Origin of the sequence: Allocatelliglobosispora scoriae (genome assembly GCF_014204945.1) — a bacterium.
Lineage (GTDB): Bacteria > Actinomycetota > Actinomycetes > Mycobacteriales > Micromonosporaceae > Allocatelliglobosispora > Allocatelliglobosispora scoriae.
Genome location: NZ_JACHMN010000003.1, coordinates 708,911 through 722,038, shown reverse-complemented (window position 1 = coordinate 722,038; position 13,128 = coordinate 708,911). Strand labels below are relative to the sequence as shown.

General features: G+C 72.1%; 11 protein-coding genes. 6 read left to right on the top strand and 5 right to left on the bottom strand.

All coding sequences use genetic code 11. The annotated features are described in order from the left end of the window. Positions 1–42 precede the first annotated feature (42 nt). Both F4553_RS29810 and F4553_RS29805 read left to right on the top strand, forming a co-directional pair. Positions 43–1,674, top strand: coding sequence for a GNAT family N-acetyltransferase (locus F4553_RS29810; protein ID WP_221470535.1), 1,632 nt, complete (start codon positions 43–45; stop codon positions 1,672–1,674). A 299-nt stretch (positions 1,675–1,973) separates the two neighbouring features. After that, a complete protein-coding gene (locus F4553_RS29805; protein ID WP_184842551.1) occupies positions 1,974–2,561 on the top strand; it encodes a hypothetical protein in 588 nt (195 codons plus the stop codon). A gap of 100 nt (positions 2,562–2,661) precedes the next feature. Here F4553_RS29805 and F4553_RS29800 read toward each other — a convergent pair whose 3' ends face one another. From F4553_RS29800 to F4553_RS29780, 5 genes are all read right to left on the bottom strand, one after another. Next, positions 2,662–3,324 carry a copper resistance CopC family protein gene (locus F4553_RS29800; RefSeq protein ID WP_184842548.1) on the bottom strand — a complete coding sequence of 221 codons (663 nt, stop codon included), beginning with the start codon at positions 3,322–3,324 and terminating at the stop codon, positions 2,662–2,664. Between the two features lie 119 nt (positions 3,325–3,443). Continuing rightward, complete coding sequence (locus F4553_RS42590; protein WP_184842545.1) at positions 3,444–5,966, bottom strand: CHAT domain-containing protein; 2,523 nt, start codon at positions 5,964–5,966, stop codon at positions 3,444–3,446. After that, positions 5,963–6,451: a carboxypeptidase regulatory-like domain-containing protein gene (locus tag F4553_RS29790; protein WP_184842542.1), complete on the bottom strand. Its 489-nt coding sequence runs from the start codon at positions 6,449–6,451 to the stop codon at positions 5,963–5,965. The genes F4553_RS42590 and F4553_RS29790 overlap by 4 nt, the downstream gene beginning before the upstream one ends. Then, entirely contained in the window at positions 6,448–7,056 is a 609-nt protein-coding gene (locus F4553_RS29785) for an RNA polymerase sigma factor (RefSeq protein WP_184842539.1), read from the bottom strand. The genes F4553_RS29790 and F4553_RS29785 overlap by 4 nt, the downstream gene beginning before the upstream one ends. Further along, positions 7,053–8,495, bottom strand: coding sequence for a S8 family peptidase (locus F4553_RS29780; protein WP_184842536.1), 1,443 nt, complete (start codon positions 8,493–8,495; stop codon positions 7,053–7,055). Before F4553_RS29780 ends, F4553_RS29785 begins: the two co-directional genes overlap by 4 nt. A 250-nt stretch (positions 8,496–8,745) precedes the next feature. Here F4553_RS29780 and F4553_RS29775 point away from each other — a divergent pair, with 250 nt between their 5' ends. The 4 genes from F4553_RS29775 to F4553_RS29760 all read left to right on the top strand — a co-directional run bounded on the left by F4553_RS29775 (position 8,746) and on the right by F4553_RS29760 (position 13,125). Continuing rightward, a complete protein-coding gene (locus F4553_RS29775; RefSeq protein WP_184842534.1) occupies positions 8,746–9,660 on the top strand; it encodes an NADP-dependent oxidoreductase in 915 nt (304 codons plus the stop codon). A gap of 21 nt (positions 9,661–9,681) precedes the next feature. After that, entirely contained in the window at positions 9,682–9,984 is a 303-nt protein-coding gene (locus F4553_RS29770; protein ID WP_184842531.1) for a GNAT family N-acetyltransferase, read from the top strand. An 83-nt stretch (positions 9,985–10,067) separates the two neighbouring features. Next, a complete protein-coding gene (locus tag F4553_RS29765) occupies positions 10,068–11,126 on the top strand; it encodes a DUF3626 domain-containing protein (protein WP_184842529.1) in 1,059 nt (352 codons plus the stop codon). 85 nt (positions 11,127–11,211) lie between these two features. Then, positions 11,212–13,125 (top strand): glycoside hydrolase family 15 protein, encoded by a 1,914-nt coding sequence (locus F4553_RS29760; protein WP_246467516.1) that lies wholly within the window; start codon positions 11,212–11,214, stop codon positions 13,123–13,125. The last annotated feature ends 3 nt before the right edge of the window (positions 13,126–13,128 follow it).

Genomic DNA, 13,128 nt, shown 5'->3' with positions numbered 1-13,128 from the left:
CGGGGCTTGGTGGTGACGGTGTTGCAGGGCTATCTTGCCGAGATGCCGACGCTGACATACAAGATCGCCGACTCATCGGCAGAGCATGAAGCGATCCACCGGCTCAACCACCGCACCTTCGTGGACGAGATCCCGCAGCACCGGCCGGCCCCCGACGGACTGCTCGTCGACCGCTTCCACGCTGAGAACACCTATGCCATCTGCCTCGACGGCGACGAGGTGATCGGGATGGTCGCCGGGCGTTCCACCAGGCCTTTCTCACTCGACAGCAAGGTACGCGAGCTCGACCGGCACCTGCCCCGGGACCGCACCCCGGTCGAGATCCGCCTGCTCGCCGTCGATCCCCGCCACCGCAGCAGCGCGATCCTGGGCCGCCTGCTGATGATGATCGCCACGCACTTCGCCGACCAGGGCTGCGACCTCGCGGTGATCTCCGGGACGACGCGGGCGCTGGAGATGTACCGCCGGATGGGCTTCGTCCCCTTCGGCCCGCTCACCGGCGAGCCCGGCGCCCACTACCAGCCGATGTACCTCACGATCGAGGACGCCCGCCGCACCAGCTGGTCCGGCGTCGGCGGGACGGGCGGCCCGCCGCAGAACTTCCTGCCCGGACCCGTCGCCGTCGCGCCCGAGGTCACCGCCGCATTCAGCCGGCCGCCGGACTACCACCGCTCGCCGCAGTACCTCGATCTCGTTCGCGACCTGCACAAACGGCTCGCGGGATTCGTCGGGGCCGAGCACGCGCAGCTTCTGCTCGGCTCCGGCACCCTCGCCAACGACGCCATCGCCGCCCAGCTCAAGCTGCTCGGCCGGCCCGGCGTCGTGCTCACCGGCGGCGAGTTCGGCGAGCGCCTCGCCGACCACGCGGCCCGGATGGGCCTGGACCACACCGTCCTCGCCACCGCGTGGGGTGCGCCGACACCCTGGTTGGAGCTCTCGCAGGCGCTCGCGAAGCTGCCGCCGGGCGGCTGGCTCTGGGCGGTGCACTGCGAGACCTCCACCGGCCGGCTCACCGATCTCCCCCGGCTCGCGGCCGTCTGCGCCGCGGCGGGCGTCAAGCTCTGCGTCGACGCCATCAGCTCGATGGGTACGCTCCCCGTCGACCTCTCGTCGGCCTACCTCGCCAGCGGGGCGAGCGGCAAGGCCCTCGGCGCCTACCCGGGACTGTCGATCGTCTTCTCCCAGGAGGTGCCGCGTTCCGCACCCGGCCGGATCCCCCGCTACCTCGACCTCGGCACCTATGCGGAGGCCGACGGCATCGCCTTCACCCAGTCGTCCAACCTGGTCCGCGCGCTCGACACCGCCCTCGGCCGCCCCGACTGGCCGGACCGGTACTCCCGCCTCGCCCGCGCCGCCCGCTGGCTGCACGCCCGGCTGGACCGGATGGGCCTGCCCGCGATGACCCCGATCGACGAGGCGGCGCCGGGGATCTGCACGATGGCGCTGCCGCCGACGCTGGACGCCGCCGTGATCGGCGCACGGATGGAGGCGGCGGGTTACCTGCTCGCCTATCAGAGCGGCTACCTGCGGGATCGCAACTGGCTCCAGATCAGCCTGATGGGCGCCTGGACCTGGCCCGGCCTGCGGGGCCTGGTCACCACTCTGACGGAGTCCACGGCGCCCCGCGACGATGCGCGCCGCGTGGGTGCACCCCAAGATCACCGCAACTCTTGAAGAGTTGGTCCTAAGGGGCCCGACGCCCGGGTCACGCTTTGCAGCAAAGCGTGCCCATTCCGCCGCCGGAGGCCACGCTTTGCTGCAAAGCGTGGCCGGGCCGGGCGCCGTAGGAACAACTCTTGAAGAGTTGCTGCGGTCGTGGGGGCGTGGCCCGGGGTGGGGTGGGGTGGAACGCGTGATCGAGTTGTTCCCGGAAGCAGCGAGATCATGCGTGGATAGTGGCTAGCGATGCGTGTGAATTTATGCCGTCCGGTGCATGGCAGACTGGAGGGGTGCCGGAGATCTCCGTCAGACTCATGCATCGAATCCGGACCGACTTCCCCCACCACACCGGCGCTGTGCTGGAACGACTCCAGACGCTCGGCAACCTGATAGCGCGCTCCCGGCAGGACGAGGAGCGGATTCTCGGTGCGGTGATCATCCTGGCCGACGGCCGGCTCGACCGGCTGGAGGAGGCACTGGCGCTGGCCAAACTGGACTGGCGCGATCTGCTCGTCGCGGCCGACATGGCCGAGGCGACCTGGCCGGGGCGGCTCGGCGAGTGGCTCAATCCCTACGAGCCGCACCCCGCACCGGCCGACCCGACCATGACCGGCGAGTACGTCGACTCCGACGGACACCGCTGGGTGCTACGGCGTCGGCGCATCGACTTGCGGGTGGTGCGGCGATTGTTGCACCGCTCCGATGTCGTCGTCGTCCTCAGGGACGGGCTGCAGCCCCGCCCTGTGCCCGGGCACGAGCGGGCGGCGGTGTGGGATGCCGTGCGCCGGTCCTACGCCGGTCCGGGTGGACCGGACCAGGTGATCGGGTCGATCGACTACATGGGTTACGAGTTCACCGGGGACGGTGGCGCGGTGCTGCTCTATCTCCAGGAACGCTGCTGACGACGCGGGTCGCCGACCGGAGGGCACCGGCCGGCGACTTTTGATTATTCCAGCGAAAGATATGGACACTTTCATCAGAAGCTCGTAGCCTCAGACGAGGTTACGTTCGGCGTACCCGGCGGAGCAGGAAGAACCCGCCGACCAGCGCGACGAGCCCGACCAGGACATAGATCCACGGGCTGGTGCCCTGCTCCTCGGCCGGGAGCGCGACGACCGGCGTGGCCGTCGCGGTCGTGCCGCCGGTCGCGGTGGCGTTGACGGTCTGACCGCCGACCAGGGCCGGGTCCGGCTCGTTCGTGGGTGGCTGCCAGCCGTCGGGCGCCTTGCTGATCGGCCCCTGATAGTCGAAGCGGATCTCGCCGGTGACCTTGTCGCCGTCGGAGGCGAGGGAGATGTACCTGATGGTGTAGACGCCCTTGACCGGCCAGTGCGACGCGGTCAGCATCGCCGGGAACCCGGCGTTGTAGACCATCGGCTCCCACTTCCCGTCGCGCAGGATCAGCTCCTCCACCGGCTTATCCAACCGCCGGGGCTCGCCGTGCGACCAGCCCTTGTCGACCCGCTGACCGGTGGGCGCGGTGAGCGTGAAATAGGCGTTGGAGGCGGGCTTCTCGGTGAAGTAGAGGGCGAGCCGTTCGAGCGGAGTCTTGACGGTGGTCTGGTGGGCGGGTTCGGAGAAGGCGAGTTGGCCGTGGGCGGCGGCCGGCGAGCCGAAGCCGAGGACGACGGCCAGGGCTGCGAGGAGTGGGAGCATGCGGCGCATGGATATGAATATAAAACATGAAATATCTGGCGGCGATAGCCCGAACGGCCTTGCCGCACAGCGGGATCCAGCCCTCCGGCCTCGGCGGAGCAACCCGCGCCGAAGCAGCCCGCGCCGGACTAGCCCGCGCCGAAGCAGATGAAGCCGGCGAGCGAGTCGGCCGGGGTCGCGACCGCCAGCGCCGCCGCAGGTGGCAGGCCGTCGCCGAGGGCTCGGTGGTAGGCGGTCATCACCGACATCGCCGCCTCGTCCGCGACCCGGCCCACGCTCGCCACCACCGTGCTGGCACCCGCGCTGAGCAGCGCCGTCGCCATCCCCAGCGTCTCGTCGCCGGGCCGCACGTCGTGCAGGCCCAGATCGCACGAGGAGAGCACGACCATCGCCGGGGTGTTCGGAAGATGCTGCAGGTCATAACCCATCAGCGGCCCGCCCTCCAGCTCCAGGCCGGAGAAGAGGGCATTGTCGGTGTGATGGTGCCCGTGCGCGGCGACGTGCGCGAGGTCCGCCTCGGCGAAGGCCGCCAGCGTCGCCGCCGGGGTCGCCGCCGATCCGATGAGGACGGTCGCCTTCGCGCGCAGCTCAGCGATGGCCGCCACCTCGGGGACGCCGCGATCGTTGCCCGGCCCCGCGACGAGCAGGGTGCGGGTGCTCGGCTCCACCCGCCCCAGCAGCCGTGACCGCGCCGCGCTCCAGGTGCTCGCCGACGGAGCCACCGTCACCGGCCGCCCTGCCGCAGCCGGGAGCACCGACCACGGCACGGTGACGAGGATGCCGGTCGGCACCACCACGATGTCCCGGTCGCCGACGAGGTCCAGCAGCGGATCGAGGACCAGCGCGCCGAGCATCGCCGCGTTGCGCCTGGTCGCGGCCCGGACTGCCGTCGAGAGGCGCTCCGGCATCGCCCGCCCGGCCTGCGCGTCGAGGTCGGCCCGCAGACGCAGCAGCGCCTCCTCCGCGTCGGCGATCCGGCCCAGCCGGACCACCTTGGCCCGGCCGCCGGCGAGTACGAGTGCGCGCAGGTCAGGGCCGTCGGGGAGGTAGAGCACCATCGCTGCCTCTCCCAGCTCCGCCCGGATCTGCGCCAGCAGCACCTGCCGGGCCTGGCCACGGGTGCCGGCCGCGAACCAGGCGTGCTCGCGGATGGTCCGCTGCAACGCCTCCCCGCGCAGGCGCAGCGCTCGCGCCGGGCGCCCGGACAGCTCGGCCTGGCGCATCGCCACCCGTACGCCGCGCAGCTCCTCCAGCGCGGCGGCGGCCTCGGGGTCCTGCGGTGGGCGTACCTGGGGAGTCAGGAGCGCCTGCGCGCGGACCCGCTCGGCCCAGCGGAAGATCTCCCCCACCGAGCCGGTGGCGAGAGCGGCACTGAGCCCGCGGCGGGCGAGATCCCGGCCGTGCACCGCCGCACCGGTCTGCAGGTCGAGATTGCCGAGCTGGCTGCGGTACCGCTGCAGCGTGTGCAGACCGGCGACGAGGTGCCGGGACGATTCGCGGCGGCGCCCCGCCGAGGCGGCGACCTCCGCGCTCGCCAGCCGCCACAGCAGCCGGGTGTCGAGCCGGTCCGCCCGGCCCGGTGCGCCGGCGGCGACCGCACGGGCCGCCCGATCGACCTCGCCGCTCGCGACCAGCGCCCGCGCGCCGAGCAGCCCCGCCACCCGGGCGTCCTCGGGCAGCCCGAGCCCGCGCATCAGCGCCTCGATCGTGCGGGCCCGCTGGGCGACCGCCGCCGGACGGGCGCCGGTGGCGTGGTCGGCACGCAGCACCACCAGCAGGGCGCGCGCCGCCCACCGGGGATTGTCGCGGCGCCGGAAGAGCGCGTGCGCCCGCCGCGCCCAGGTGCGCGCCGCCGCGGGACGGCCCGCCAGCAGCGACGCCTCGGCCCGAGCCAGGTGCGCCTCGGCGTGGTCCTGGCTGAGACGCTGGGCTCCGAGCTGCGCCAATGCGGTCGCGAGCTCCCGGTCCGCCTCGACGAAGAGCCCCGCCGCGAGCAGTGCCCGGGCCCGGTCCAGGGAGAGTACGGGCAGCATCCCCGGGATCAGCTCGGTGTAGTCCCGGGCGGCCGAGGCGTAGCGGCGCAACGCCGACGGGATGTCCCCGGCGAGGTAGTCGAGGTAGCCGAGGTTGTGCCGCGCCTTCACCGCGAGGTGGCCGAGCCCGTGCCGGGTGGCGAGCTCCAGGCACCGGCGCAGATCCGCCCGGGCGAGCCCCGACCGCACCGCCGCCATGTGCAGCACCGCCCGGTTGAGCAGCACCCGGGCCATCCCCTCGGACTCGCCGCGCTCGGTCAGCACGGCGAGGGCCGCCGCGTACTCCTCCAGCGCCAGATCGTCCCGGCCGGTCCGGCGTAGCAGCATCCCGCGCTGCCCGTGCAGCACGCCGCGCTCCCCTGGCGGCAGGAAGGCCTCCGCCTCGCCGAGCAACCGCAGCCCGGTCTCGATGCGACCCTGCTCGGATTCGGCGAGCGCCAGGGTCACCAGGATCCGCCCGCGCAGCAGGTCGGCCGGGCCGGTCTCGCCCGAGACCGCCACCGCCGGGGCTTCGCCCAGTGCCCGCAGGGCCGCTCGCAGCCGACGGGCGGCGAGTACCGGCCGCATGTCGGTGTTGGCCGCCCGGCCGGCCGCGTAGAGGGCCTCGGCTCGGGTCACAGCAGCACGGCGGGGGTGACGACATCGGTCCGCGCCTCACCCGCGTCCCGGTGCACGACGAGCTGGGCCAGACCGTGCGCGACGGTCGGGAAGACGAACCTGCCTCCCTCGTCGGCCGTCACGACCAGCGAGGACTTCGCCCCGGCGGCATCGCTGAGGCGCAGCTCCACCCGCCAGGGCGCGGCGGGGCCGAGCCAGCCGTCGATGCGCAGCAGCCCGTCGGGCATCTCCACCAGCGTCACCATGATGGTGAGGGTCTCGGCGTCGAAGCTGATCGTGCGGGTGCGCTCCGTCCCCCGGGCGCCCGAACCGATGAGCTGGTCCTCCTGCAGGCGGGCCACCTCGGCGTCGAGGTTGGCGAGCGCCATGGCGAAGAGCACCCGGTCGGCCAGGTCCGGTGGTGGCGGATCGAGGAGGTCGTGCAGGTCGCGTACGCCGTCGAGGATCCGGCCGTCGAGGTCGTCGAAGCCCTCGGGTTCGCTCATCGTCCGCTCCAGACCGGATCGGCGAGCAGCAGCTCCCGCAGCTTCGCCAGGCACCGCCCTCGGGTCGGACCGATGCTGCCGTGCGGCATCGACAGCGCCTCGGAGACGACCGCGTAATCCGGCCGGTCCACCAGCGCCACGATCCGCAGCAGCTCCCGGCAGCGCTGCGAGAGCTGCTGGAACTGCCGCCACAGCACCCGGTGCTGCTCGTCGTCGACGACCCGTTCGCTGAGGTCGGCGATCGGATCGGCGACGCTGTCGAGCAGCTCGGTGTCGGGCTCGGCGAGGCGTCGGCGGCGCCGGTTGACGTGCCACGCCTCGCGCCGGGTGGCGCTGATCAGCCACGCGGTCAGCGCCTGCGGCGACCGGATCTCGTGCAGCCGCCGCAGCAGCTCCAGCCACGTCGTCTGCACCACGTCGGCGGCGTCGCCCGCCTCCAGGCCCTGGGCGCGGGCGACGTGCCACAGCAGGGGCGTCAGCTCGCGTACCACCTCGTCGAGCGCGCCCAGCTCGCCGCCGCGCGCGCGTTCCAGGCAGCGCGCGAGACGAGCCGGGCGGTCGGCACGCGTACCCGCGGCGGGCGACGGAGCGGTGTCGGCGGTCATCGCCCGTCGGCGGCGTCGAGCGCCCGCCGGGCCCGCTCGTGCGCGATCTCCGGCTCGATCAGGTGCAGCGTCGGGTCGTCGGTGAGCGCGGCCGCGATCAATCCGGAGAGTACGCCGGTGGCGAACGACGTGCCGCTCCACCGGGCGAAGCCGCTGGTGAGGTGGTTGGGTTCATATGGTGTCGCGCCGTCGCTCGCCGGTGCCCGCCCGAAGACCGGCATCGTGCTGATCAGCGCCGTGCCGACCTGCGTGTGCTGCACCCACCTGCCGTAGTTGGAGTACGCTGCCTGCGAACCGTCCGGGTTGAGCGCGCCGACGCTGACCATCTGGGTCTTCGGCGCCTTGCCGGAGAACTGCTGGTCGGCGAAGACCGCCGGATAGACGATCGACTGGTTGGCGTGATTGCCCGCGGCGGCGACCACGCGGACACCGAGATCGCCCAGCTCACCGAGGTAGTAGCGCAACCGTGCGGTGCGCACGGAGTTGGTGGGCGCCTCGGCGTAGTAGCCGAACGACAGGTTGATCACGTCCACGAAGAGCGACGGATCGGTGGCGGCGGCCCGGCAGCGGCTCAGCAGCCACTCCAGCGCGGAGATCACCAGGTGCTCCTCCAGCATCCCGGCACCGCGCATGAGGCGCATGCTCAGCACCCGGGCGTCCGGTGCGGCCTGGCGGATCAGGCCCGCGATGAAGGTGCCGTGCCCGGCGTGGCTGTCGATCACGCCGTCGTGCGGGTCGTCGTTGCCGGTGACCGGATCGACCAGGGCACGCGCCGGTGCCTTCGGCACCCAGCCCAGGTCGGCGGCGTCCGTCCAGAATGGATCCGGGCCGTCGCCGTCGAGCCACGGGTGCGGGCCGACACCGGAGTCGAGCACCGCGACCACCGGTCGGCGGCCGCCCGGCAGCGCGTCGATCGGGCGTCGTGCCGGTGGGCCGCCGATCACGGCCACCGCCTGCCGCGCGGCGCCGGCGAACACGCCGGAGACGCTGAACCCGTCCTTCGCCGGGGTGCCGACGAAGAGGAGCCGGTCCAGCACCAGCGACGCGACCACGACGACCGTCGAGTCGCTCAGTCCGTCGGCGAGCGCCAGCAGCTTCCTCGCGTCCAGGGGATCGACCGGGGTATGGCCGTCGCCGGAGAGGTAGAGCGGGACCAGGTCGGCCTCGATCGCGTCCGCCGGGATCTCGACATGCCAGCCGCGCTGGGCGAGGCAGGCATTGATCTCATCGATCGCCTGCGGCGCGGCGCGCACCGCCTCGCCGTCCGCCAGCAGGCAGTCCCGGCGGTAGAGGGCGGGCGTCCCGTCCGCGGACGGGATCATCTTGACCCCGAGCTTGATGAGCCCCAGCGTGTCGATGTCGAGCCGGGGCGCCGTCCACTCGGCGTCGAACGGCTCCTCCAGCGAATACCACTGCGTATCGGCCTTGTTGTCGGCCATCGGTCTCGACCCCTCCCTAGCCACCGGACGGCACACCGCCGCCCATCACCACGGGGACGGACTCATGCCCGCAGATACGTGCCGATGCTAATCCGCAACCGCCTTGCCTTCCGCCCCATATATTCGCGTTGATCAAGGGAAGACTCACCATCTCGGGTGTCCGATCTGCGGCGAGTCTTCCCTTGATCAACGCGAATTTTTTCGGGGGCGGGTTGACCTCAACGGCGGTTGAGGGGGGAGGGTCGTTGGCATGACTGTGGCTGTGGTGTTTGACCGGTACGGGGCGGCTGAGGTGCTTCGGCTTGACGAGCGGGCCGATCCCCTGCCGGGGGTGGGGGAGGTCCGGGTCCGGGTTCGGGCTGCCGGGGTGCAGCCCTTCGACGTGGGGGTGCGTAGCGGGCGGATGGCCGGGTTCGTGCCGGTGACGTTTCCGCAGACCATCGGGCAGGAGTACGCGGGCGTGATCGACCTGCTGGGGCCGGGCGTCACCTCGCTCGCGGTGGGTGACGAGGTGCTCGGCTCGACGATGTTGGCGGCGCAGGCGCAGCACGTGGTCGTACCGGCCGGGAATGTCGTGGCGAAGCCGCCGGAGCTGAGCTTCGCGCAGGCGGCGGCGTTCGTCGCGGCGGCGCAGACCGCGAGCGGCGCCCTGCTGGAGCTCGGTGTGACCGAGGGCGACACGCTGCTGGTGCACGCCGCCGCGGGCTCGGTCGGCACGATCGCGGTGCAGCTCGGCGTGCTCGCGGGAGCGACCGTGATCGGGACCGCGAGCCCGGCCAACCACGACTACCTGCGGTCGATCGGTGCAATCCCGGTCGCCTACGGTGACGGGCTGGTCGAGCGGGTGCGGGCCGCCGCGCCCGGCGGGGTGACCGTGGCGCTCGACGCGATCGGCGGCGAGGCGATCGAGGCCTCGACCCACCTCGTCGCCGACCGGCAGCGGATCGGCACGATCGTCGACGACCGGCTCGCCGCCGAGCACGGCATCCGGGTGGTCCGGGCCGGACGCTCCCCCACTCGGCTCGCCGAGGTCATCGCGCTCGCCGCCGCCGGGAAGATCATCCTCCCGGTACGCCCCTACGCCTTCGCCGACGTCGTCGAAGCGCACCGGGCCGTCGAGTCGGGCCACGGGCGCGGCAAAGTGGTCATCGTGGTCGAGGAGTAGGCAGCGTGGTTGGATGGCCGAGTGGAGATCACTATCAGCGATGTGGCCGAGAAGGAGCGCTTCGAGGCGCGTGACGCCGAGGGCGAGTTGGCCGGATTCGTGACCTACCAGTTGACCGGCAACATCATCGTCTACACCCACACCCAGACCGAGCCGTCGCACCAGGGCCAGGGCGTCGCCGGGCAGCTCGCCCGCTTCGTCATGGACGACGCCCGCACCCGGGGCCGCACCGTGGTGCCGATCTGCCCCTATATCGCGGAGTGGATCGGCAAGCACCCCGAATATGCCGACTCCGTCGCCCACAACACCAAGAAGGTCAAGTAGCCGGGATCGTCCGCCGCAACTCTTGAAGAGTTGGTCCTAAAACCGTTAGGACCAACTCTTCAAGAGTTGCGACGATCTTCCCTATGCCGCCGGTCCTGACAGCCGCTCAGCTCGCCGCGCTCGACCACGTTCGCCGGTCCGCCGACGCGCGCCGGGCGGAGGCGCTCGCGCGCATCGGCGAGGTCTGCGACCTCGAAGAGCTCATCGCGGGGGTACGCGCACACGGCCGCGTCACCCTCAACTTCCACCCCGACCGCCACGTCACCGGCGGCCTGACCGTGGCGGAGTCGATGGCGCGTGACGGGCGCTACCGCAGCCAGTTCGAGACGGGCCACTCCAACGGCGGGCTGACGGCTTTCCCCGGCGGGGATCGGGACCGCTGGGAGGAGCGCATCTTCGGCGGCGCCTACCACCGCGGTGCTTTCACCCCCGCCGAGCGGCCCGTCTACGGCGGGCTCAACCTCGCCGACCACGCCGACGGGGCGTCCCCGCGGTTCGGCTCCTGCCACGTGCGGCTGCGCCCGGCCGTGCTGGAGCGGTGCACGTTCAGCTTCGGCGACAGCCACCTCGATCCGCCGGACTGGGGCACGATCGGGAGCTTTCACGGCGTACTCGCCGGATTGGTGGAGAGCGGGACCGCACTCGGCCTGGCCGGGACCGACGGGTTTGCCCTGCTGCGCGGGCTGCCGGGGACGAGCCGAGGGGTGGGGCGGTCGCTGGACGACTACATCGAGGCGCAGGTGCACGGGGTGGTCGACCTCGCCGCCGACGCGGAGGCGCTCGTGCTGGACCCGTCGTTCCGCGGCACCGGGACCGGGGAACTGCTGGCCGCGATCGCCCGGGACGCCGGGATCGGGGTGGAGTGGCACGCTGGCTTCCAGCTCACCGCACCCGAAGTGCCCGCCGGCTTCCGGGGATCGGCGATCCCGCCGCTCGCGGCGATCGTCGCCGCCGAGTTCGGCGCCGGATTCATCGACGCCGAGACCGTCGGCCGGGCCGCGGCCACCCTCCGCGACGATCCCGCCCGATGGACAAGGACCGGAACCCCGCCCGAGGTCCGCCAATACCTCAAGCAGCTCTGGCACACCCTGGTCCACCTCGGCCGCCCGTCCCCGCCGCCGCACCCCCAAAATTCGCGTTGATCAAGGGAAGACTCGCCGCATATCGGGCACCCGAGATGGCGAGTCTTCCCTTGATCAACGCGAATTTCGGCCTAGCGTTGGGGGCATGGGTGGGGGTTGGGGCGAGGGCATGGGTGGGGGTTGGGGTGAGGGTGGGGGGATCAGTTCGGCGGCGCCTTCGCCGTTTCCGGCGATCGCGGACTACGCGTTCCTGTCCAACTGCCACACGGGGGCGCTGATCGCCTCGGACGGATCCGTGGACTGGCTCTGCGTGCCCGCCTTCGACTCCGCCAGCATCTTCGGGAGCCTGCTCGATCGGCAGGCGGGGAATTTCCGGATCGGACCCTACGGGGTCAACCATCCCGTCGCGCGGCGATACGAGCCGGGAACGCACGTGCTGGAGACCACCTGGCGTACGCCGACCGGCTGGCTCCTCGTCCGCGACGCCCTCACCATGGGCCCACACAAGGGCGAGGACACGGTGACCCCGCATACCCGACCGCCCGCCGACGAGGACGCCGATCACCTGCTGGTGCGGACCGTGGAGTGCCTCGACGGCCGGGTGCAGGTGGAGGTCGTCTGCGAACCGGCCTTCGATTACGGCCGGACCCCGGCGCAGTGGCACCTCGACGACGAGCACTGCGCGGTCGGCACGGGTGCCGGGCAGACGATCCGGCTGCGATCGGACATGCGGCTCGGCATCGAGGGCAGCCGGGTACGCGGACGGCACGTCCTCGAGCGGGGCGACCGGGCGTTCTGCGTCCTCTCCTGGAACGACGACCGGACCGCCGAGCCCGCCGACGCGGCGGCCGCGAACGCCCTGCTCGACTCGACCGCGGGCTTCTGGCGCGGGTGGCTCGCGAACGCCCGGATCCCGGATCACCGCTGGCGGGATGCCCTGCAGCGGTCGGCGCTGACGATCAAGGGCCTCACCTACATCCCGACCGGCGCGACCGTCGCGGCGCTGACGACATCGCTGCCGGAGACGCCGGGCGGCGAGCGCAACTGGGACTACCGCTACACCTGGATGCGCGACGCCACCTTCACGATGCAGGCGCTGCACTGGCTCAACCTGGACTGGGAGGCCGACGAGTTCATGCAGTTCATCGCCGACATCCCCACCACCGAGGACGGCTCGCTGCAGATCATGTACGGCATCGACGGGCGACTGGACCTGACCGAGAGCACCCGGGAGGACCTGTCGGGATATGCCGGCGCCCGACCCGTACGCATCGGCAACGGCGCCTTCGACCAGCGGCAGAACGACGTCTTCGGCGCGGTGCTCGACTCGATCCTGCTGCACAGCCGCCGCAGCCAGCGCCTGCCGAGGCGGCTGTGGCCGATCGTCGAGTCGCAGTCGCAGTGCGCGGCGAAGGTGTGGCGCGAGCCCGACCAGGGGATCTGGGAGGCGCGCGGCGCACCGCAGCACTACGTCTCGTCGAAGCTGATGGGGTGGGTGGCGCTCGACCGGGCCAGCCAGCTCGCGGACCTGCGCGGCGACCGGGAGCTGGCGCTGGCCTGGCGTGATGCGGCGCAGGAGATCCGCGACGACATCATGGCCAACGGTGTCTCCCCGGCGGGCGTGCTCCGCCAGCACTACGGCACCGACGCGCTGGACGCGTCGACGCTGCTCGCGGGCACGTTCGGGTTCCTGCCCGGCGGGCACGAGGTGCTGCGCAACACCGTCCTGGCGATCGCCGACGGGCTGACCGACAACGGCTTCGTGCTGCGTTACCGCACCGAGGAGACCGACGACGGGCTCACCGGGCGCGAGGGGTCGTTCCTCATCTGCTCGTTCTGGCTCGTCTCCGGGCTGGCGATCATAAGGGAGCGGCAGCGCGCCCGCGACCTGATGGAGAAGCTGCTGCGGATCGCGTCACCGCTGGGGCTGTTCGCCGAGGAGTTCGACGTGGCGAACGGCCGGCACCTGGGCAACTTCCCGCAGGCCTTCTCGCACCTGGCGCTTATCGAGGCGGCCGGACGGATCATCCTCGACGAGCGCATCCGCGAAGTCCTATAGCTG

Bases quoted from the DNA above. Each gene is read 5' to 3' on its own strand.
- F4553_RS29775 (WP_184842534.1), top strand. From the start codon at position 8,746: ATGACTGTGGCTGTGGTGTTTGACCGGTACGGGGCGGCTGAGGTGCTT.
- F4553_RS29805 (WP_184842551.1), top strand. From the start codon at position 1,974: ATGCATCGAATCCGGACCGACTTCCCCCACCACACCGGCGCTGTGCTG.
- F4553_RS29800 (WP_184842548.1), bottom strand. From the start codon at position 3,324: ATGCGCCGCATGCTCCCACTCCTCGCAGCCCTGGCCGTCGTCCTCGGC.
- F4553_RS29765 (WP_184842529.1), top strand. From the start codon at position 10,068: ATGCCGCCGGTCCTGACAGCCGCTCAGCTCGCCGCGCTCGACCACGTT.
- F4553_RS29790 (WP_184842542.1), bottom strand. From the start codon at position 6,451: ATGAGCGAACCCGAGGGCTTCGACGACCTCGACGGCCGGATCCTCGAC.
- F4553_RS29760 (WP_246467516.1), top strand. From the start codon at position 11,212: ATGGGTGGGGGTTGGGGCGAGGGCATGGGTGGGGGTTGGGGTGAGGGT.
- F4553_RS29785 (WP_184842539.1), bottom strand. From the start codon at position 7,056: ATGACCGCCGACACCGCTCCGTCGCCCGCCGCGGGTACGCGTGCCGAC.
- F4553_RS29780 (WP_184842536.1), bottom strand. From the start codon at position 8,495: ATGGCCGACAACAAGGCCGATACGCAGTGGTATTCGCTGGAGGAGCCG.
- F4553_RS29810 (WP_221470535.1), top strand. From the start codon at position 43: ATGCCGACGCTGACATACAAGATCGCCGACTCATCGGCAGAGCATGAA.